The organism is Hydrogenophilus hirschii (assembly GCF_054656675.1).
This window is the reverse complement of the sequence record NZ_BAAHXQ010000001.1, coordinates 1,219,825-1,237,105: the sequence shown is the minus strand read 5'-3', so window position 1 is coordinate 1,237,105 and position 17,281 is coordinate 1,219,825. Positions and strand designations below refer to the sequence as shown.

The following is a 17,281-nucleotide window of genomic DNA, read 5'->3' as shown; positions in this document are numbered from 1 at the left end:
CGTGGCAGAGGCGGCACGTTTCAACGATACGGAGCACGACGCAGACCACAGCGATGACGCGGTGTGGCTCGAAGTGGTGCGCAAAATGGACGAGGTCTACCAAGACCTCTTGCGCTACGAAGTCGAGCTGGAGACGAAAAACGCCGAGCTCGAATCGCTGCGGCAATTTTTCGCCAGTGTGCTCGACAGCGTCAGCGACGTGCTGATCGTCTGCGACCTCGAGTGGCGGATCGAAGCGGTGAATGCGGCGCTGAGTCGGTTGGTCGGCCAAGCGCAAGAGACGCTCATCGGGGCATCGTTCTTTTCCCTGTTGGCCGATACGGACCGAGAGCGGTTTTGCGGGGGCACGGGGATGCCGGTGGTCGAGCGGCACGACTGTGAGTGTTCGGTAATCACCGCGGATGGAACGACAACGCCGGTTTCGTTCAACTGTACGGTGCGGCGCGATCTTTCGGGACGGGTGTCGGGCGTCGTGATCACCGGGCGTCCGGTTGGGGAGTTGCGGCGCGCCTACGAAGCGCTGCGGGAGGCGCACGAAGCGTTGCAGCGCACCCAAGGGCAGTTGGTCCATTCGGAAAAGATGGCGTCGTTGGGCCGGTTGGTTGCGGGTGTGGCACATGAACTCAACAACCCGATCAGTTTCGTGCTGGGTAACGTGTTGGCGCTGAAACGGTACGCAGAGCGGTTTCAGCGCTTTTTCGCCGCTTGTGCCGCCGAGGGAGCTTGTGCGCCAGCGATTCAGACACTTCGCGAACAGCTCAAGATCGACCGTGCGCTTGCCGATTTGCCGCGCTTGATCGCCGGTTTGGAAGAAGGGGCGCAGCGTAGCCGCGACATCGTCGACGCGCTGAAACGGTTTTCGGCGGTCGACGGCGGCGAGATGCACGAAGTCGAACTGGTCGAGGTGATTCGGCGTGGTGTTCATTGGGTCACGTCGTCGTTGCGTGGCGCGTTCCGGGTGGATCTGGCGTTGCCCGAATCGATGCGCGTCTGGGGCAACAGCGGCCAGCTGCAACAGGTGGTGATGAATTTGGTCCAGAACGCCGCGGACGCGACAGCCGATCTTCCCGAGGGGCGGTTGTCGATTACCGCCCGTGAAGAGAATGGCGGTTGGCGCGTCGATTTCATCGACAACGGTCCGGGTATCCGGCCGGAGCATCTGCCCCATCTGTTCGAGCCGTTCTTCACGACGAAACCGGTGGGGCAGGGAACCGGTTTGGGGCTGGCGATCAGCTATGGTCTGGTGGAAAAGATGGGGGGTAAGCTGAGCGCGGCCAATAACCATGATGGAGGAGCGATATTTACGTTGTGGCTGCCGGCGATTACATCGTAACCATCATAACCAGACGATCAATATCGTTTTTGTTGTTATCTCATTGATCTATAGCGAGTTTCCCGTCGATCGTTTTTTTGGCACACTTTTTGCATCGCATGGTTCCGTTCAACACCATGGAGGGTAACCATGCACAACGGCAAAAAGTGGCTCGGTGTTCTCTTGTGGGCACCGTCATTGGTTTGGGCGCATACCGGTAGCCATCCGGTAGCGGGCTTTTTCTCTGGGTTTTCGCACCCTCTCAGCGGTATCGACCACCTCTTGGCGATGGTTGCCGTTGGGCTGTGGGCAGGGCTCGTCGGCGGACGAGCGACGTGGCGCTTGCCGCTCGCGTTCGTTGCCGCACTCGTTGCCGGGTTCGTGACCGCGATCGCGGGGTTGGGGTTACCCGCTCCCGAAACCGGCGTGCAGCTTTCGCTTCTGGTCCTGGGTCTGTTGTTGGCGTTCGCGGTGCGCTTCCCTGAAATGGTCGCGATCGCGGTGGTCGCGCTCTTCGGGCTCTTTCACGGCCATGTGCACGGGCTGGAGGTGGTGTCACCGCAACTGGCCGTTTCCTACGGGGCCGGAATGGCGCTGATGAGCACGGTGTTGCACGGGGTCGGGATCGCGTTGGCGCGCGTTGCGCTGACAGGGCGCTTGCCCGGTGAGGCATCTGCGGTTCGCTTCGCTGGGGTGGCGGTGGCCGCGGTTGGGGCGTTGCTCTTGACGGCATGAGAAAAAAGGGAGGAGTAGCGTGGAAACCTTTTACGAAGTGATGCGGCGCCAGGGAATCACGCGGCGCAGTTTTCTCAAGTTTTGTAGTCTCACCGCCACCGCGCTGGGGCTTGGGCCCAGTGCCGTGCCGCGCATCGTCCATGCGATGGAGACGAAGCCGCGCACGCCAGTGATCTGGGTGCATGGGTTGGAGTGCACGTGTTGTTCGGAATCGTTCATCCGGTCGGCGCACCCCCTGACGCGCGACGTGGTGCTGTCGATGTTGTCGCTCGACTTCGACAACACGTTGATGGCGGCCGCGGGGCATCAGGCATTGGCGGTGATCGAAGAGGTGCGGGAAAAGTACAAGGGGCGTTATATCGTCGCGGTGGAAGGCAATCCACCGCTGAACGAAGATGGGATCTTCTGTATCCACGGGGGACGTCCGTTCATCGAAGAGCTCAAAGAGGTGTGCGCCGACGCCAAAGCGATCATCTCGTGGGGTGCGTGCGCCTCGTTCGGGTGTGTGCAAGCGGCAAAACCCAATCCGACACGTGCTACGCCGGTGCACAAAGTGATCACCGGCAAGCCGATCATCAATGTGCCCGGTTGTCCGCCGATCGCCGAGGTGATGACCGGGGTGGTGACCTACATGCTCACCTTCGACCGGATCCCCGAACTCGACCGCCAATTGCGACCCAAAATGTTCTACGGGCAGCGCATCCACGACAAATGTTACCGCCGTGGTCATTTCGACGCGGGGCAGTTCGTCGAGGCATGGGACGACGAAGGGGCGCGCAAAGGCTTCTGCCTCTACAAGATGGGGTGTAAAGGGCCGACCACGTACAACGCCTGTTCGTCGATCCAGTGGAATGGCGGCGTCAGTTGGCCGGTGCGTTCCGGTCACGGCTGTATCGGTTGTTCCGAGGATGGCTTCTGGGACAAAGGGAGCTTTTACGACCGGGTCACGACGATCCAGCCGTTTGGCGTCGAGGCGAACGCCGACAAGGTAGGGAAAGCAGCGGCTGGTGCGGTGGGTGCCGCCGTTGCGGTGCATGCGGCGGTTTCGGCGCTTTCCCGTTTGCGCAAGCAGCCCGAAACCACGACCACGGAATGAGGCGGGAGGAGGATCAATGGCACAGATGACAACCCCTCAAGGTTTTCAGTTGAACGACGCGGGGCGGCGCATCGTCGTCGATCCCGTGACCCGTATCGAAGGCCATATGCGGGTCGAGGTCAATATCGACGACAACGGTGTGATCCGTAACGCGGTCTCGACCGGGACGATGTGGCGCGGACTCGAGGTGATCCTCAAAGGGCGTGATCCGCGCGATGCGTGGGCATTCACCGAACGAATCTGCGGAGTCTGTACCGGCACCCATGCGCTGACCTCGGTGCGGGCAGTAGAAGATGCGCTGGGCATTCAGATTCCGGAGAACGCGAATACGATTCGCAATCTGATGCAGCTCAACCTCCAGGTGCATGACCACCTGGTCCATTTCTACCACCTGCACGCGCTCGACTGGGTCGATGTCGTTTCCGCACTTTCTGCCGATCCGAAAGTCACTTCCGAGATCGCGCAGAAGATCTCTTCATGGCCGCTCTCGTCGCCCGGTTATTTCCGCGATATTCAAACGCGGCTGAAGCGGTTCGTGGAATCGGGCCAGTTGGGGCCGTTCATGAACGGCTATTGGGGGCACCCTGCGTACCGTTTGCCGCCTGAGGTGAACCTCTTGGCGGTGGCGCACTACCTGGAGGCGCTCGACTTCCAGAAAGAGATCGTCAAGATCCATACGATCTTCGGCGGCAAAAACCCGCACCCCAACTGGCTCGTTGGCGGGGTTCCGTGCGCGATCAACCTCGAACAGAGCGGTGCGGTGGGCGCGGTCAATATGGAACGGCTCAATTTGGTGCAATCGATCATCGATCGGGTCGCGGAGTTCATCGAAAAAGTCTACGTCCCAGATCTCTTGGCGATCGCGTCGTTTTACAAGGATTGGTTGTACGGCGGTGGGTTGTCGTCGAAAAACCTCCTTTCCTACGGCGACATTCCCGTCCGCGCCAACGACACGCGCACAGAGAATCTGCAATTGCCGCGTGGCGCGATCGTCAATGGCGATTTCACCAAGATCCATTCGGTCGATCTGCGGGATCCGGAGGAGATCCAAGAGTTCGTCGCCCACAGTTGGTACACCTATCCCGACGAATCGAAAGGGCTGCACCCGTGGGATGGGGTCACGGAGCACAAGTTCGAGCTTGGGCCGCGTACGAAAGGGTCACGCACCAGAATCGAACAGATCGACGAGAGCGGGAAATATTCGTGGATCAAGTCACCGCGCTGGCGCGGCAACCCGATGGAGGTGGGGCCACTTGCGCGGATGGTTCTTGGGTATCTGCAGCCGAAGCAGTACCCGGAGATCCACGGTTTGGTCGAGATGGCGTTGAAACAGCTCGACCTGCCCGTGCAGGCGATCTTCTCGACGCTGGGCCGCACCGCAGCGCGAGGGTTGGAAGCGCTCTATTGCGCCCGTTTGCAGCAGCGCGAATTCGCCAAGTTGATGGCCAACCTGAAAGCGGGCGATCTGACGACGGCCAACGTCGAAAAATGGGATCCGAGCACTTGGCCGCGTGAAGCGAAAGGGGTCGGGTTCACCGAAGCACCACGCGGCGCTTTGGGCCACTGGATCCGCATTCGCGACGGCAAGATCGAAAACTATCAGTGCGTGGTCCCCACCACTTGGAACGGCGGCCCCCGCGATCCCAAAGGGCAGATCGGGGCGTTCGAAGCGTCGTTGCTCGATACGCCGATGCTCAAGCCGGAAGAGCCGCTCGAGATCTTGCGCACGCTCCATTCGTTCGATCCCTGCTTGGCCTGTTCGACCCACGTGATCAGTCCGGACGACCGCGAATTGACGCGCGTAACCGTGCGCTAGGAGGTGTGCGATGTTGGCGAACGAAGATCAGCTCGAGATCGAACGGCGCGGCCGTGCGGTCAAGAGTGTCTATGTCTATGAAGCGCCGGTTCGGTTGTGGCACTGGATCAACGCCGCTGCGATCACGGTGCTGGCGGTGACGGGGTATTTCATCGGGTTGCCGTTGCCCTCTGTCCCAGGAGAAGCGGCCCACAATTTCCTGATGGGATACCTCCGTTTCGCCCATTTCGCGGCTGGCTACGTACTCGCCGTGGGGTTGCTGGGGCGAATCTACTGGGCGTTCGTCGGCAACCACCATGCACGCCAGCTCTTCATCCTGCCGGTGTGGAAGCAGGCGTGGTGGCAGGAGGTCTTCTACGAACTGCGCTGGTACCTCTTCTTGGAACGGCTGCCGAAAAAGTACGTCGGTCACAACCCACTGGCGCAATTGATGATGTTCTTTTTCTTCTTCCTGCTGGCGCTTTTCATGGTTACCACCGGTTTTGCGCTTTATAGCGAGGGCGCAGGGCATGGGCACTGGAGCGACACGCTCTTTGGATGGGTGATTCCCGCGTTCGGTGGTTCCTTGCAGGTCCACATGCTGCACCGCATGGGGATGTGGCTGATGGTGATTTTCGTACTGCTCCATGTCTATGCAGCGATCCGCGAAGACATCATGAGCCGTCAATCGCTCATCTCGACAATGGTCAGCGGCTGGCGGATGTACAAGGAGTGACCGCGATGATGGGTGGCGACGAGCGGTACGGTGCGCTGGTTCTCGGGATCGGCAACGTCCTCTGGGCTGACGAAGGCTTTGGGGTGCGTTGCATCGAACATCTGCTGGCCCATTGGCAGTTACCGGACGCGGTGCTGGCGATGGACGGCGGTACCCAGGGGCTGTACCTCCTGCCTTACGTGCAACAAGCGGACCGGCTGCTCGTCTTCGACGCGGTCGATTTCGGTGATCGGCCGGGGACGTTGCGTGTCGCGGTTGGCGACGAAGTGCCGCGTTTTCTGGGCGCACACAAGATGAGTCTGCACCAGGCCGGCTTTCAAGAGGTGCTCTTTGCTGCCGAGATGACCAATGCGTTTCCTCGTGCGGTCGTGCTCGTCGGTGTCCAACCTGCGGAGCTGGAAGACTACGGCGGGAGTCTCACCCCGGCGGTCAAAGCGCAGGTACCGGTTGCGGTCGAGAGCGGGTTGGCGTGGTTGCGGCGGTGGGGGTTCCACCCGACGCCGCGCACGTTGCCCGATGCCCCGCTGCCGTTCGACCCTGCACTGGCGCTTGTGCCGTACGAAGCGGGGCGTCCGTCGCCCGACGCGGCGTGCCGCTTCGGTGATGAGCGCTTCCTTGGGTTCGCAATGAGAAGGGGCTGACGATGTGTCTGGGTGTCCCGATGCAGGTGGTCGAATCCCAGGGGTGGCGGGCGCTCTGTCGAGGGGACGATGGTGCCACCGCATGGATCGATTGCGTGCTCGTCGGACCGCAACCGCCGGGTACGTGGTTGCTGACCCACCTAGGGGTGGCTCGCGAAATCCTCGATCCTATCCGCGCGGAACAGATCCGAGACGCATTGGCGGCGCTTGCCGCGGCGGAAGCAGGAACGGCGTTCGACCCGCTCGCCTTTTTCCCCGACCTCGATCGTGAGCCGGAACTTCCTGATTTTCTCAGAGAGACACGATGATGCACGAGACGTTGTTACCCGCGTTCGACGCCCGCGCGAAATTGGCCAAGGTCTTGGCCCGATTGGAAAAAAACGGCGTGCCCGTCGTGACGAACACGACGACGCAATGGCCAACGGGGCTTTGCTGGGTATTGCTCACGGGCGACCCGACGAAACAGCCCGAAGTGTTCGATGCCTGCGTGATCGTACCGGAAGTGCTTTCCGACTGTTTCGGCGTGATTGCAGTGCCGCTGTGGATCGTTGCTCCCGAAGGCGTGGCGCGCTGGCAACGGGAATGGAGCATTTTGCGGCTCCCTGCGCTCGTTCTGTGTCGGGACGGCACCCCTGAATATCGGATCGAAGGGCTACGTGACTGGCGTAGCTATTGCGACGAAGTCGCAGCCGCATGGCGCGCGGTCAGCGCAGTAGCCGAAGGAGAGACGCGATGATTCCAAATCCCAATGTGTCGCGCAAACCCTTCCCGTTGCCGGTCGTCGCGCTCGGTCCGGGTACGCAGAACGACGACGCACCTGAGTTTCCCCAGTTTCCTAAGGAGATGCACACCTTTACGGCACCGCACGGCTGGATGTTGCGCGAAACGGGGTGTTCCGAGGCCGCAGTGGCTTGGCTCGAACGCTTTTTCCAAGCGATCGCGCAATGCCCGGAGGGTCCGGTAGTCGCCGCGGTAGACGAATTGAGCGAACCCCAACGGCGCTGGATCGAAGACGCGTTCGGGGTTGGAGAGGTAGTGGCACAGACCGCGGCACCGTTTTCACTTCGGGTACGCGAGTCGGCGTTTCCGGGTATCTGGCATGAGGTCGTCCTGGGGGCGGATGGGGCGGTGGTGCGCGACGAATGGCGCTATGCGCCCTATTCGGCGAAACTCGTGGACGCGATGTCGGCAACGTCGCATGACGTGTGCACGCCGCCGCAAGCGCCCACCGGGGTGATGAACGGACCTGCGCTCGTCGAAGAACTGCGCCATTGGGCCGGCAAAGGGACGATGGGGCGCGCCGTCCATGTGCTGAACCTGACGTTGTTGCCGCTGACGCCAGCCGATCTGCAGATGCTCAACGACTGGTTGGGGCCGCCGATGGTGGCGATTGCGATCCGGAGCTACGGGCAGTGCCGCGTGGCGAGTACGCGTTTGCGTGATGTCTGGCGGGTGCAGTATTTCAACAGTATGGACGCGTTGATCCTCGATACCATTGAAGTGACGCGGTTGCCCGAGGTGGTGCGTGCGGCGCCAGAGGATTTGGCGCTCACCCGTTCGCGGCTGGCCGACTATCTGGCGGAGCTGGCACGATGAACGCGCAGCCGATCTTCGAAGGGAGTTTCCGCGACGCCCCCCCAGACGCCGTGCTCGAATGCGGTGTCTGCTGGTGGCGCTACGAACCGGAATGGGGTGACCCCGAACATGGCATTGCGCCAGGTACTGCGTTTTCGGCCTTGCCAGAGACGTGGAGCTGCCCGCAATGCCAGGCGCCGAAACACAAATTCATGGTAACCCGTTCGTGACGATTTGGCCCGCGTCCCCCCACGCAGCGTTACAGAGCGCGTGGCACGAGACGGCAAAGCGCATGGCCGATCTGCCGCTCTGTAACCCGGCTCTTTCGGTCGAGGTTTTGGCGCCGCGCCAGTCGCCTGCGATCGATAACCATTGGCTCACCGTGGTGATCGCCCCTTGGACGGTGAGTCTCGTGATTCTGCCAGCGCATCCGCGCTGGCCCGAAACACCGCTCGGGGAGCGTTACGCTTGGCGCTTTCCGTCAGGGATCTACGAATTCCTGGTTGCCGAGATGGCGGGGGTGGGTCGCTACCATACTTGCTCACTCTTTTCCCCGCCCTCGGAGTTCGGCGCGCAGCACGAAGCGCGAATGACCGCGTGGGCCGTGCTCGCAGCGCTGGAACGGCCAGCCTTGTCGCTGCCGGAACCAGAACGGATCGGGCAATCATGACAGCGGTTGGGTGTTTTCGAGTTGTGATTACTTGGTACGCAGCGACGCAGAAGGTACAGATCCTTTCGACCCAGCTTTCCCGTCCGGCCGTGACCGATCGCTTTCAGGGGCAGTCACCAGAAGCGGTCGAACAGTGGGTAGCGCTTCTTTATGGCGTCTGTCGGGAAGCACAGCGGTTTGCAGCCCGGTTGGCGCTGGCATTGGGCGTGGAAGACGACAAAGCAGCGGAACGGGTTTGGCAGGAGGCGATGCGCGAACATCTGCTCCACTGCCTGCAGCGCTGGCCGGAAACGATCGGCGAAACCGCCGATCTGACTGCGCTGCGTGAGTGGCAGAGTGAGGTGGCACATCAGTCGGAAGCAGTGCGCAGTGCGTGGGTCGAAACGCGGCTGGCACCGATCGTCTTGCCGTTCGTGCGCTACTGGGAAGCAGCCGTGCCGGCGCTTGGGGCGGCGATGCGGGCGCGATGGACTCGGATTCAACGCGATTTGGGGTTTCCGCGGGAAGCAGTGCGCGGCTGGTTGAACCTGCGTGTCGAGCGGCGAAATGGCGAAAACCAGGTGACGGTGAATACGGCTCGCGGCGAACTCACGCACCGCGCCGTGGTCTGTGACGGGCGCGTGATCCGTTATGCGATCGAAGCGCCCACCGATCGGCTCTGCGCCGAGGGCGCTCGGCTACGCGAATGGGTTGAAACGGTTCCTTGCGCCACTTTGGCGGCGGCAGAACGGTTGGGCCGTGCGGCGGTGGTTGCGCTCGACCCCTGTGTGCCGTATCGTTTGGAGGTACACGATGCATGAGATGGCGCTCGCCGAAAGCGTGGTTCGGCTTGCCGAAGAGACAGCCACCGCGGAAGGCGCGCGGCGCATTCGTTCGGTGATTGTGGAGATCGGTGCGCTTTCGTGCGTCGAACCCGAGGCGCTCACCTTCTGCTTCGACGCCGTGAGCCGTGGTACGCTTGCCGAAGGCGCCGAATTACGCATCGAGCGGATCGATGGTGCCGCCTACTGCTGGCGGTGCGAACGGACGGTTCCGATTGCTGCGCGCACCGATCCGTGCCCCGAATGCGGCGGTTACCAGTTACAACCCTCTGCCGGTACCGAAATGCGGGTACAGGCGATCGAGATCGAATGAGGAGAGCGGACGATGTGCACCGTATGCGGCTGTGGCTCAGCCACGATCGAACCCCATCACCACGACCACGAACCGGACCACGGTCATTCTCACGACCATCACCACCATCACCATCACCACCACGACCACGACCACGACCATCATCCCCATTACCACCACCACGACCACCATCACCACGACCACCACCATCCGCATTATGCCCATTCGCACGCCCATCCCCATGACAAGGCTCCGGCTCAGCACGTAACGAGCGTCGAAGGACGGATCGATTTCGGCGTCGGACCGGCACGCGCCCATGCGCCGGGAATGAGTCAAAAGCGCATGGTGCAAATCGAGCAGGACATTCTGAGTCATAACAACTGCTTCGCGGAAGCGAACCGCCGTTTCTTTGCCGAGCGGCGCATCCTCGCCCTCAATTTCGTTTCGAGCCCGGGGTCGGGCAAGACGACGCTGCTGGTCAAAACGATCGAAATGCTCAAAGCGCGCTACCCGCTTGCGGTGATCGAAGGCGATCAACAGACGAGCCACGATGCCGAACGGATCCGCGCGACCGGAATTCCAGCGATCCAGATCAACACCGGAAAGGGGTGCCACCTGGACGCGCACCAGGTGGGTCATGCGCTCGAAGCGCTCGATCCCCCGGAAGGGGCGATCCTGTTGATCGAAAACGTCGGCAATCTCGTCTGTCCGGCGGCGTTCGACTTGGGCGAACACGCGAAGGTGGCGTTGCTTTCGGTGACCGAAGGAGAGGACAAACCGCTCAAATACCCCGACATCTTCGCCGTCTCCGACGTGATGGTGTTGAACAAGATCGACCTTTTGCCTTACGTCCCGTTCGACGTCGCACAAGCGAGCGACTACGCGGTCCGTGTGCGTCCAGGGATCGAAACGCTGCTCGTCTCGGCGCGAACCGGGGAAGGGTTCGACCAGTGGTTGGCGTGGATCGAAAGGCGTTACGCCGCGTGCGTCGCTTCCTGATCCGCGGACGCGTGCAAGGGATCGGTTTCCGCCCCTTTGTTGCCCGCTTGGCCAACGCGCTCGGTGTTGCGGGGTGGGTGCGCAACGTCGGCTGGGGCGTCGAGGTCGCGGTCACGGACGGTGACGTCACGCGTTTCCTGGAACGACTCCGCGCCGAAGCGCCTACTTCTGCACGTATCGACGCGATCGAGATCTGCCCCGACCCCTCCGAACGGTTTGCGGAACTGGTCCAACGGACGGCTGAGGAAGGCAAACGGACATTCGTCATCTTGCCCAACGGGGCGGATGGTGGATTGGCGCTTGCCCCCGACCGCGCCGTCTGTCGCGACTGTATGGCCGAACTCTGTGATCCCCACGACCGGCGCTGGCGCTATCCGTTCGTGGCATGCACCGCGTGTGGGCCGCGCTACACGGTGAGTACCGCACTTCCGTACGCGCGGGCCGCGACGACTTTGGCCGCCTTTCCCCTCTGTCCCGAATGTCAGCGGGAATTCGACGACCCGACGAACCGCCGCTACCATGCCGAGACCACGGCGTGCCCGGTGTGTGGCCCGCAATTACGTTTTCTCGATCGCAGCGGCCAACCGGTTGCGGGCGATCCGATCGCGTTGGCGCTGGCGTGTGTGCGAGCGGACGGCATCGTCGCACTCAAAGGGCTTGGCGGATTTCAATTGGTGTGCGACGCGCGCGCGCCAGAAGTGGTCGCGACATTGCGGGCGCGCAAACGCCGGCCAGCAAAGCCGTTTGCGGTGATGGGCCTCAACGCCGTTTCGCTTGCCGAATGGGTCGACTGGACGGAGGCGGACCGGCGTGCGTTCGAAAGCGCAGAAGCGCCAATCGTGCTGACCGCGATTCGGCGCGATCGGGACGCCACGGCGCGTGCAGCGCTCGACGCATTGGCCCCGGGGTTGGCGTGGCTTGGCGTGATGCGCCCAACCACACCGCTTCATCTCCTGTTGTGGCACGAAGCGTGTGGGCGACCTGTCGGTACCGACTGGCTCGACGAACCGCACCCGCTCTTTCTGGTGATGACGAGTGGCAACCGAAGCGGCGCGCCGCTTGCTGCCGACGACGGCGAAGCGTTTGCCGCTTTGGCCGATTGCGTGGACGGCTTTTTGACGCATGACCGTCCGATCGCGCAACGGGCAGACGATTCGGTGGTGCGCACACGCCGTGACGGCAAGCTGATCCTCATCCGCCGCGCGCGGGGTTTCGTGCCCGAAGCGGTCGCGCTCGGGGGCGTCCAAGCGGACGAACCGGGGGTGGCGCTTGGTAGCGATCTCAAACTGGCTGCGGCATTCGTCGTTTCTGACAAAGCCTACTTGACTCCTTATCTGGGCGAATTGACCAATCGAGAGACCTTCGACCATGCGTGGCGTACCTTGACCCATTGGCGCGCGTGGCTGGGCGTGACACCGCGCTGGATTGCCCATGATACCCACCCCGACGCCCTTTCCCGACGCCTTGCCGAGCAGCTCGCGGCAGAGTGGCAAGCGCAGTGCATTCCGGTCTGGCACCATCCGGCGCACCTTGCGGCGGTGATTGCCGAAACCACGCCGGAAACCGCAGGGCCTTGGGTGGGGTGGTCCCTCGATGGTTTTGGTTGGGGCGAAGGGGGCGAAGCGTGGGGGGGGGAACTGCTGCAATTTGACGCGTGCGGACAGTGGCGGCGGCTCGACCATTTTCCGCTGCTTCCGCTGCCGGGAGGGGATCGGGCCGCACGAGAGCCGTGGCGGCTTGCGGTTGCGGTGTTGGCGTGCGCAACGGGGGAGGAAGCCGTGCTGCACGGATGGTGGGCACGGCGCGCCGCGCATGCGCAGGCGCTTGGTATCCGTTGGCCGCAATTTGCCGAGGTCGAACGACTGTGGCGCTGGCTCCGTTCGTGCCCCAACGGGTCGATCGGGACCACGTCGAGCGTAGGGCGCTGGTTCGACGCCGTTTCGGCGCTTTTGGGGCTGTGTGCATATAACACGTTCGAAGGGGAGGCAGCGTTGCGGCTTGAGAGCGCAGCGGCGCGGGCGTTCGACGCCGAGTGTGCGCCGAGTTTCACGCGACTGCCCGGCACCGAAGGGAAGCACCATGGGGAACCCGAAACCGATTGGCACGGGTGGTGGTCGTGGGTGGCAAGCGTTGCCCACGCGGTGGCCATACCTGAGTGGGCCGCAGCGTTTCACCACGTCATTGCCGAAACGCTCGTGGCGCGCGCGCGTCCGCACCTGACCGACCCCATCCTTTTGGGCGGAGGCGGGTGTTGGCAAAACCGCCTACTCATCGACGCCACTGCGGCGGCTTGTGCGCGCTACGGTGTGACGTTACGGTTGGCGCAGCAACTTCCGGCAAATGACGGTGGCATTGCGCTTGGCCAAGCGTGGTTGGTCCTGGCCGCTCGGCGCGCGATGACCGCCTCCCAAAGGTCCAGCAGAGAGGAAACAAGCGATGTGTCTGGCAATACCCGCAGAAGTGGTTGCGCTTTTGCCTGACGGGCAGGCAGAAGTGGTGGTCGGCGGAACGAAACAGGTGGTGAGCACCGCGCTTTTGGATGAGGTGGCCGTGGGCGATTACGTGATCGTCCATGTCGGTTTCGCTTTGACCCGGCTCGATCCCGAAGAGGCGCAACGTACCCTTGCGCTGATGGCTGAGTGGCAAACCGGAGCGGCATGATGGCGGGCCTTCGCTTCATCCGTGAGTTTCGCGATCCCAAGCTGGCGCAATCGCTTGCTCGGCAGATCGCCGCCGAGGTCGATCCGAACCGCACCTACCGGTTCATGGAGTTTTGCGGTGGCCATACCCATGCGATCGCGCGCTACGGCATTCCGGCGCTGTTGCCCCCCAACCTGCGGATGATCCACGGTCCGGGCTGTCCCGTCTGTGTATTGCCTCCGGGACGCGTGGCGCAAGCGATTGCGATCGCGGAACAGCCGAATGTGACGCTGTGCGCCTATGGCGACGTGTTGCGCGTCCCGGCCCGGAAAGGAGAATCGCTCCTGGCGGCGAAGGCACAGGGAGCGGACGTGCGCATGGTCGGCTCCGCATTGGAAGCGGTGGCGTTGGCCGAAGCCAACCCGCAACGCGAGGTGGTCTTCTTCGCGATCGGTTTCGAGACGACCACGCCGCCCACCGCGGCTGCGATTTTGGCGGCGCAGGCCAAGGGGGTGCGAAATTTTTCCGTGCTCTGTTGTCACGTGCTGACCCCCTCGGCGATCATGAGCATCCTGGAGTCGAGCGAGGCGCGGCGATGGGGAAGCGCGCAACTCGACGGTTTCGTCGGCCCCGCGCACGTCTCCGTCGTCATCGGTTCGCGTCCTTACGAATTTTTCGCGGAAGAGTACCAAAGGCCGGTCGTGATCGCTGGGTTCGAGCCGCTCGACGTGCTGCACGCGCTGCTGCTTTTGGTGCGTCAGGTCAATGAGGGGCGTGCGGCAGTCGAAAACCAATATACCCGCGCGGTGACGCGCGACGGGAACCGCAAAGCGCAGGCGCTGGTGGCGCAGGTCTTCGAATTGCGGAAAACCTTCGCGTGGCGAGGTTTGGGGGTATTGCCCTATTCCGCATTGCGTATCCGCGCAGGATTTTCCGAGTTCGACGCCGAAGCGCGCTTTGCGATCCCGGCACCGGAAATCTCCGATCACCCGGCGTGTGAATGCGGGGCGATCCTGCGCGGTCACAAATCGCCGCGGGATTGCAAGCTCTTTGCCAAGGCCTGTACGCCGGAAACGCCGCTTGGTTCGTGCATGGTTTCGTCCGAAGGGGCGTGCGCGGCGTACTACCACTACGGTCGCTTCCAGGAGCGCAGCGCCGCAGTCGAAGCCGAGGAGGTGTGATGCGTATCCTGCTTTTGGTCCATGCGTTCAACAGCTTGAGTCAGCGGATCCACGCCGAATTGCGCCGTGACGGTCACGAGGTGAGCGTCGAGTTCGACATCAGCGACGCAGTGACCGAAGAGGCGGTGGCGCTCTGGCAACCGGAAGTGATCGTCGCGCCGTTCCTCAAACGTAAAGTACCGGAAACAGTGTGGCGGCAGGTGCCGACGCTGATCGTCCATCCTGGGCCGCCGGGTGACCGAGGGCCAAACGCGCTCGACCACGCGATCCTGCGCGGGGAACCCACGTGGGGTGTGACGGTGCTTCAAGCCGTGGCCGAATACGACGCCGGGCCGATCTGGGCGTACCGCACCTTCGCGATGCGGCCGGCGCGCAAAGCCGATCTCTACCGTCGTGAAGTCACGGAGGCGGCGGTGGACGCGGTTCGCGAGGCATTGGCGCGGCTGGCGCGGGGCGAAGTGCCGGAACCGGCCCCAAGAGGCGTTTTTCGTCCGGCATTGACGGCAACGCAGCGCACGATCGATTGGGCATCGACGACGACAGAAGCCATTCTGCGGCTCGCGAACGCTTCCGACGGCGCGCCGGGCGTGGTCGCGCCGCTTCTGGGGAAACGCTGTCGTCTCTTCGACTTGCATCCGGAAGCGGAAGCGCATTGTGCCGAGCCGGGTATGGTGATCGGACGGCGTGACGAAGCGCTGTTGGTCGCGACCCGCGACGGGGCGGTCTGGGTCGGTCAGGTACGGCAAGAAGGGGGGGTGAAGCTGCCCGCGCTGGTTGCGTTCCCCGAGGCCGCGGCGTATCCGGAGATTCCGGGGAATGGTTATTGGGAAGCGTCCCAGCCGACTTGGCAGGAGATCGCCTACCGTGAAACCGGGGCGGTCGGGTTCTTGACGTTCCGGTTCTACAACGGGGCGATGAGCACCGCGCAGTGTCAGCGGCTCTTGGCTGCGTTGCGGTGGGCGTTTGCCCGCCCGACACGGGTTTTGGTCTTGGGCGGAGGCGCCGGGTTTTGGAGCAACGGGATCCACCTCCACGTGATCGAAGCCGCAGAACGGCCCGCCGACGCGTCGATGGCCAACATCGAAGCGATCGACGATGTCGCGGAAGCCTTGATTCGCCATACGGGGCAGATCACCGTTGCGGCACTGGAAGGGAACGCAGCGGCAGGCGGCTGTTTTCTCGCGCGCGCGTGCGATTTCGTCTGGGTCCGTCAGGGCGTGGTGCTCAATCCGCATTACAAAAACATGGGCAATCTCTACGGTTCGGAATTTTGGACCTACCTCTTGCCCAAGCGGCTGGGCGATTCAGGGACGGCGCAGTTGATGGCGCATCGCTTGCCTATCTTGGGTGAAGAGGCGGTTGCGCTCGGGTTTTACGATGCGGTGCTCCCCAGTGACGGTTTCGCGGCTTCGGTGCGGCAAGAGGCGCAGCGGCTGGCAGACGATGCCGCAGCGACTGCCGCCTTCCTGGCCCGCAAAGCCGCTTTGCGCGCGGCCGACGAAGCCGTGCGCCCGCTTGCGGAATATCGCCGCCACGAACTCGAAGCGATGGCGAACAATTTCTATGGGTTCGACCCCGCGTACCATGTGGCGCGCTACCATTTCGTCCATCGCACGCCCCATTCGTGGACCCCGCTCCACCTTGCGCGTCATCGGCAGGTGGGCTATCGACGCGAAGGTGCACCGAATCGTGCGCTGCGGCAATCGCTCTTCATGGAGGTGTAATGGCCAGACGACCTTTCGGAACCCCGCTCGACATCGCCAATGGCGTGGTGTCGCTTGCCCATGGCGCAGGTGGCCGGGCAACGGCGCAATTGATCGATGTGCTTTTTGCGCGCCATTGGCACAACGAATGGCTGGCGCAGCAAGAGGACGCCACCGTGCTCCCGGCGCTTGCCGAAGGGATGGTGCCGGTGGTGAGCACCGATCTGCATGTGGTCACGCCGCTCTTCTTCCCTGGGGGCGACATTGGGACACTGGCGGTGAATGGCACCGTCAATGATCTGGCGGTGCGCGGCGCGACCCCGAAGTACCTCACCATTGGTGTGCTGCTCGAAGAGGGTTTGCCCTTGGCGACGCTCGAGCGGGTGGTGCAAAACGTTGCGGCGGCGGCCGCAGCGGCGGGGGTGGCGATCGTTGCGGGCGACACCAAAGTGGTCGAACGGGGTAAAGGGGATGGGCTCTATCTGGCGGTGACGGGTGTGGGCGTTGCGCCAGCAACCCAAACGTGGGGTGCGCGCGCGATCCAGCCGGGCGACCACGTTCTGGTTTCCGGTACCCTGGGGGATCATGGGATCGCGATCATGGCGGCCCGCCAAGCGGTACCGTTGGCGACACCGGTCGAATCGGACTGTGCCGCGCTCACCCCGTTGATTGCCGCGATGCGCGAAACGGGTGCGCCGATCCGTGCGATGCGGGATCTGACGCGGGGCGGGCTGGCGGCTGCCGCAAACGAAATGGCGCAGGTCGCAAACGTTGGGATGGTGTTCGAAGAGGCGGTGATTCCGGTGCGGGACGAAGTGGCTGGTGCGTGTGAATTCCTGGGGATCGAACCGTGGCATTTGGCCAACGAAGGGATAGTGCTCGTCGTCTGTCCGCCAGAGGCGAGCGAGCCGCTTTTGGCAGCAATGCGCGCCCATCCCCTGGGACGCAATGCGGCGCGGATCGGTACGGTGGTGGCCGATGAACACGCATTCGTCCAGCTGCGCACACCGTTTGGCGGGATGCGGCTCCTCGATTGGCTGCACGCCGATCCGCTGCCGCGCATTTGCTGACGCCCACTCAGTATA

Annotated in this window: 19 protein-coding genes; all 19 read left to right on the top strand. The window is 63.0% G+C overall.

Annotated features, from left to right (window positions below; all coding sequences use genetic code 11):
• The first annotated feature begins 1 nt into the window (after position 1).
• The 19 genes from ACYQ4Z_RS06065 (at position 2) to hypE (ending at position 17,266) form a co-directional block, all read left to right on the top strand.
• A complete protein-coding gene (locus ACYQ4Z_RS06065; protein WP_459860338.1) occupies positions 2-1,333 on the top strand; it encodes a PAS domain-containing sensor histidine kinase in 1,332 nt (443 codons plus the stop codon).
• A gap of 129 nt (positions 1,334-1,462) precedes the next feature.
• Positions 1,463-2,047, top strand: coding sequence for a HupE/UreJ family protein (locus tag ACYQ4Z_RS06060; RefSeq protein ID WP_219971822.1), 585 nt, complete (start codon positions 1,463-1,465; stop codon positions 2,045-2,047).
• A 19-nt stretch (positions 2,048-2,066) separates the two neighbouring features.
• A complete protein-coding gene (locus tag ACYQ4Z_RS06055) occupies positions 2,067-3,143 on the top strand; it encodes a hydrogenase small subunit (RefSeq protein WP_285614358.1) in 1,077 nt (358 codons plus the stop codon).
• A gap of 16 nt (positions 3,144-3,159) precedes the next feature.
• Entirely contained in the window at positions 3,160-4,959 is a 1,800-nt protein-coding gene (locus ACYQ4Z_RS06050) for a nickel-dependent hydrogenase large subunit (protein ID WP_219971821.1), read from the top strand.
• 10 nt (positions 4,960-4,969) lie between these two features.
• On the top strand, positions 4,970-5,674 hold the full coding sequence (gene cybH, locus ACYQ4Z_RS06045) for a Ni/Fe-hydrogenase, b-type cytochrome subunit (protein WP_219971820.1): 705 nt from the start codon (positions 4,970-4,972) through the stop codon (positions 5,672-5,674).
• 5 nt (positions 5,675-5,679) lie between these two features.
• The gene (locus ACYQ4Z_RS06040) at positions 5,680-6,315 is read left to right on the top strand and encodes a HyaD/HybD family hydrogenase maturation endopeptidase (protein ID WP_197713630.1); all 636 of its coding nucleotides are present in this window, start codon (positions 5,680-5,682) and stop codon (positions 6,313-6,315) included.
• Positions 6,316-6,317: 2 nt separating this feature from the next.
• On the top strand, positions 6,318-6,623 hold the full coding sequence (locus ACYQ4Z_RS06035; RefSeq protein WP_119335389.1) for a HypC/HybG/HupF family hydrogenase formation chaperone: 306 nt from the start codon (positions 6,318-6,320) through the stop codon (positions 6,621-6,623).
• On the top strand, positions 6,620-7,051 hold the full coding sequence (locus tag ACYQ4Z_RS06030) for a thioredoxin domain-containing protein (protein WP_119335388.1): 432 nt from the start codon (positions 6,620-6,622) through the stop codon (positions 7,049-7,051). The genes ACYQ4Z_RS06035 and ACYQ4Z_RS06030 overlap by 4 nt, the downstream gene beginning before the upstream one ends.
• The gene (locus ACYQ4Z_RS06025; RefSeq protein WP_170141302.1) at positions 7,048-7,911 is read left to right on the top strand and encodes a hydrogenase expression/formation C-terminal domain-containing protein; all 864 of its coding nucleotides are present in this window, start codon (positions 7,048-7,050) and stop codon (positions 7,909-7,911) included. Before ACYQ4Z_RS06030 ends, ACYQ4Z_RS06025 begins: the two co-directional genes overlap by 4 nt.
• Positions 7,908-8,120 (top strand): rubredoxin, encoded by a 213-nt coding sequence (locus ACYQ4Z_RS06020; RefSeq protein ID WP_119335386.1) that lies wholly within the window; start codon positions 7,908-7,910, stop codon positions 8,118-8,120. Before ACYQ4Z_RS06025 ends, ACYQ4Z_RS06020 begins: the two co-directional genes overlap by 4 nt.
• The gene (gene hybE / locus ACYQ4Z_RS06015) at positions 8,117-8,560 is read left to right on the top strand and encodes a [NiFe]-hydrogenase assembly chaperone HybE (protein WP_170141301.1); all 444 of its coding nucleotides are present in this window, start codon (positions 8,117-8,119) and stop codon (positions 8,558-8,560) included. The genes ACYQ4Z_RS06020 and hybE overlap by 4 nt, the downstream gene beginning before the upstream one ends.
• A 23-nt stretch (positions 8,561-8,583) precedes the next feature.
• Positions 8,584-9,360: a hypothetical protein gene (locus ACYQ4Z_RS06010; protein WP_219971816.1), complete on the top strand. Its 777-nt coding sequence runs from the start codon at positions 8,584-8,586 to the stop codon at positions 9,358-9,360.
• A complete protein-coding gene (gene hypA / locus ACYQ4Z_RS06005) occupies positions 9,353-9,694 on the top strand; it encodes a hydrogenase maturation nickel metallochaperone HypA (protein ID WP_219971814.1) in 342 nt (113 codons plus the stop codon). The genes ACYQ4Z_RS06010 and hypA overlap by 8 nt, the downstream gene beginning before the upstream one ends.
• A 12-nt stretch (positions 9,695-9,706) precedes the next feature.
• A complete protein-coding gene (hypB, locus tag ACYQ4Z_RS06000) occupies positions 9,707-10,672 on the top strand; it encodes a hydrogenase nickel incorporation protein HypB (RefSeq protein ID WP_219971812.1) in 966 nt (321 codons plus the stop codon).
• Positions 10,657-13,152, top strand: coding sequence for a carbamoyltransferase HypF (gene hypF, locus ACYQ4Z_RS05995; protein WP_459860337.1), 2,496 nt, complete (start codon positions 10,657-10,659; stop codon positions 13,150-13,152). The genes hypB and hypF overlap by 16 nt, the downstream gene beginning before the upstream one ends.
• On the top strand, positions 13,109-13,333 hold the full coding sequence (locus ACYQ4Z_RS05990; RefSeq protein ID WP_119335380.1) for a HypC/HybG/HupF family hydrogenase formation chaperone: 225 nt from the start codon (positions 13,109-13,111) through the stop codon (positions 13,331-13,333). Before hypF ends, ACYQ4Z_RS05990 begins: the two co-directional genes overlap by 44 nt.
• Complete coding sequence (hypD, locus tag ACYQ4Z_RS05985; RefSeq protein ID WP_459860336.1) at positions 13,330-14,493, top strand: hydrogenase formation protein HypD; 1,164 nt, start codon at positions 13,330-13,332, stop codon at positions 14,491-14,493. Before ACYQ4Z_RS05990 ends, hypD begins: the two co-directional genes overlap by 4 nt.
• Positions 14,493-16,217, top strand: a complete 1,725-nt coding sequence (locus tag ACYQ4Z_RS05980) for an enoyl-CoA hydratase-related protein (RefSeq protein WP_219971808.1) — start codon at positions 14,493-14,495, stop codon at positions 16,215-16,217. Before hypD ends, ACYQ4Z_RS05980 begins: the two co-directional genes overlap by 1 nt.
• Positions 16,217-17,266 carry a hydrogenase expression/formation protein HypE gene (gene hypE, locus ACYQ4Z_RS05975; protein WP_459860335.1) on the top strand — a complete coding sequence of 350 codons (1,050 nt, stop codon included), beginning with the start codon at positions 16,217-16,219 and terminating at the stop codon, positions 17,264-17,266. Before ACYQ4Z_RS05980 ends, hypE begins: the two co-directional genes overlap by 1 nt.
• Positions 17,267-17,281: the final 15 nt, after the last annotated feature.

What these genes read in the sequence shown, in the direction of transcription:
- ACYQ4Z_RS06060 (WP_219971822.1), top strand. Translation starts at nt 1,463, where the DNA reads ATGCACAACGGCAAAAAGTGGCTCGGTGTTCTCTTGTGGGCACCGTCA.
- ACYQ4Z_RS06050 (WP_219971821.1), top strand. Translation starts at nt 3,160, where the DNA reads ATGGCACAGATGACAACCCCTCAAGGTTTTCAGTTGAACGACGCGGGG.
- cybH (WP_219971820.1), top strand. Translation starts at nt 4,970, where the DNA reads ATGTTGGCGAACGAAGATCAGCTCGAGATCGAACGGCGCGGCCGTGCG.
- ACYQ4Z_RS06040 (WP_197713630.1), top strand. Translation starts at nt 5,680, where the DNA reads ATGATGGGTGGCGACGAGCGGTACGGTGCGCTGGTTCTCGGGATCGGC.
- ACYQ4Z_RS06035 (WP_119335389.1), top strand. Translation starts at nt 6,318, where the DNA reads ATGTGTCTGGGTGTCCCGATGCAGGTGGTCGAATCCCAGGGGTGGCGG.
- ACYQ4Z_RS06030 (WP_119335388.1), top strand. Translation starts at nt 6,620, where the DNA reads ATGATGCACGAGACGTTGTTACCCGCGTTCGACGCCCGCGCGAAATTG.
- ACYQ4Z_RS06025 (WP_170141302.1), top strand. Translation starts at nt 7,048, where the DNA reads ATGATTCCAAATCCCAATGTGTCGCGCAAACCCTTCCCGTTGCCGGTC.
- ACYQ4Z_RS06020 (WP_119335386.1), top strand. Translation starts at nt 7,908, where the DNA reads ATGAACGCGCAGCCGATCTTCGAAGGGAGTTTCCGCGACGCCCCCCCA.
- hypA (WP_219971814.1), top strand. Translation starts at nt 9,353, where the DNA reads ATGCATGAGATGGCGCTCGCCGAAAGCGTGGTTCGGCTTGCCGAAGAG.
- hypB (WP_219971812.1), top strand. Translation starts at nt 9,707, where the DNA reads ATGTGCACCGTATGCGGCTGTGGCTCAGCCACGATCGAACCCCATCAC.
- ACYQ4Z_RS05990 (WP_119335380.1), top strand. Translation starts at nt 13,109, where the DNA reads ATGTGTCTGGCAATACCCGCAGAAGTGGTTGCGCTTTTGCCTGACGGG.
- hypD (WP_459860336.1), top strand. Translation starts at nt 13,330, where the DNA reads ATGATGGCGGGCCTTCGCTTCATCCGTGAGTTTCGCGATCCCAAGCTG.
- ACYQ4Z_RS05980 (WP_219971808.1), top strand. Translation starts at nt 14,493, where the DNA reads ATGCGTATCCTGCTTTTGGTCCATGCGTTCAACAGCTTGAGTCAGCGG.
- hypE (WP_459860335.1), top strand. Translation starts at nt 16,217, where the DNA reads ATGGCCAGACGACCTTTCGGAACCCCGCTCGACATCGCCAATGGCGTG.